At 37.5% G+C, this 2,177-nt stretch carries 2 protein-coding genes; both read left to right on the forward strand.

Features of this window, described 5'->3' with window-relative positions; genetic code table 11:
* Positions 1-1,191, forward strand: a 1,191-nt coding sequence (locus EDC14_RS26335) for an RHS repeat-associated core domain-containing protein (protein WP_132018379.1), incomplete at its 5' end; no start/stop codon positions are given.
* Positions 1,192-1,251: 60 nt separating this feature from the next.
* Positions 1,252-2,019 carry a polysaccharide deacetylase family protein gene (locus tag EDC14_RS26340; protein WP_132018382.1) on the forward strand — a complete coding sequence of 256 codons (768 nt, stop codon included), beginning with the start codon at positions 1,252-1,254 and terminating at the stop codon, positions 2,017-2,019.
* The last annotated feature ends 158 nt before the right edge of the window (positions 2,020-2,177 follow it).

The following is a 2,177-nucleotide window of genomic DNA, read 5'->3' on the forward strand; positions in this document are numbered from 1 at the left end:
TTCGGATTCACCGGGAAAGAATATGACCCGGACACGGGGCTGTATTATTTTAATGCCCGGTGGTACGACAGTGAGCTAGGGCGGTTTATCTCGGCCGACCCGGCGGCGGATCCGCAGAATCCGAACCTTTACAGTTATTGCGGGAATAACCCGGTGATACGGAGCGATCCGGACGGGCAGTTCTGGCAGATCATCATTGGTGCTTTAATTGGCGGATTTAGCTCGGAGCGGAACGGTGGGGATTTTTGGACCGGAGCATTGATGGGGGCAATCAGCGGCGGGATCTCAATGGGAGTCAACAATGCCTTGGTTAATTGGGCAGGGATGTCCGCTAATGCTTTGGGAACGAATGTCTTAAGCGGCGCAATCTCCGGTGGGATTACCAGCGAGGCTTTTGGGGGAGATTTCTGGTCCGGCGCCGGGCAGGGCGCTCTTATGGGAGGAGTTTCTTGGCAGGTAAATAAATGGTTTGGAAATACCTTTGATAAATGGGCAGGGGATAGCAGAGGAAAACAGGCTGTAGCCAACGGTGCTCAAAATGTAGTTACAGCAGTCTTTATGAGACAAGATGCGGGATTGGCCTTTGTTAATGGGACATTTGCGTCGTATAGTAGGAGTGTTGTTAATAAATATAAGCCAACTGCTAAAGAAGGTACTCAAAAGGTTACTGCGGAACAATTAAAGGAGCTTGGATGGAAGAATGTTACAGATGATGTGGTAGAAAGTTTAAATAATACTTTGAAAAAGTATGATATAACTACTCCGGAGAGGATTAGGCATTTTCTTAGTCAATGTATGCAAGAAACAAATAAGGGGCAGTGGCCGACAGAGCAAGATTTTGGTGATAAAGGATATTTCCAGCGTATGTACGATGGCAGAAAAGACCTTGGTAATCAGCCTGGAGATGGTATAAAATATAGAGGTGGTGGAGCTATTCATTTGACTGGAAAAAATCAATATAAAGCATTTGCAGACGCTATGGATGATCCGAGAATTATGGAAGGCGCAGATTACGTTGCAAAAAATTATTTTTGGGAGGCAGGAGGGTATTGGTGGAAGACTCACGGTATGAATGCTATTATCGATTCAGGAGCGTCTGTAAGACAGGTTACTAAAATGGTAAATGGTGGATATAACGGATTGAGTAATAGAGAATTTTACTATAATCTTTGCCGTAAAGTAATCAAGTAAAAGCGAATCATTTAGCTCTTGAATTACTTTTTTAAAAACCTATATAGGAGGAGAAGGTTTATGTTGAAAAAATATGCCCCTATATTTTTATTAATATTTTTTGTAATTCTAGCGTTATCATCCACTACAAAAGGGATCGTAAATGGGCAAGCTACAGGGATAACTTCCAAAACTTCGAAAAACATGATTTATGAAATAATGAAAGGAACATATAAGGTTAAAGGAGTTCAAATTAATTACCCTCAAATTTTCAAGTTAAATAATAAAGGAAAACAAGAAAATATCAATCAATTAATAAAAAAAGAAGCATTGAAAGTTTTGAATTACTATTCAGGTGAAATTGATGGGCTTAACTTAGAAATTAATTATAATATAAAATTGAAAAATGCGAACTTATTAAGTATTCAATACGTAGGAATAGGATATAAAACAGGTTCTCCTCATCCAAATCGTTTATTTTATACAACAAATGTAAATATTAATTTAGTAAGTCGAGTAAGATTAAAAGATCTTGTTAAAGTTAATGAAATTGCACATAAATTTAAGAATGGAAAGTTTAAAGCGCTAAATGCTAATTTCAAAGACATATATAATGAATACCCTATTGAGTATTTTATTAACGCATTTAGTAAAGCAGACTCGTTAGATACAATAGGTACTGAAAATCAATCGGATACTTTTTGTTATTTATCAAAAGATTCTTTAGGCATCAGTGTAAGTGCAGGCGGTGGAGTGGATCATGCAGAGTTTGAAATAAAGTTTAAAGATATAGTTACCATAAAAACTGAAAATGGAGTTTGGAAAAGTTTGAATTTACTTGAGTCTTAGATGGTTGACATTTGCCCCAGTTGACGCTATTTACATTAATATTTTTAAAAAATGGGTCGTTATTTGGGGTTCGCTGAACAGAGAAAAAAGCCTTGATAATACTAAGTTTAAGAGCTATTTGTGGTATAATAGATCCAAGGAAAACAGCGATAAAAGAA

The sequence above is a fragment of the Hydrogenispora ethanolica genome, assembly GCF_004340685.1.
Lineage (GTDB): Bacteria > Bacillota > UBA4882 > UBA8346 > UBA8346 > Hydrogenispora > Hydrogenispora ethanolica.

What these genes read in the sequence shown, in the direction of transcription:
- EDC14_RS26340 (WP_132018382.1), top strand. Translation starts at nt 1,252, where the DNA reads ATGTTGAAAAAATATGCCCCTATATTTTTATTAATATTTTTTGTAATT.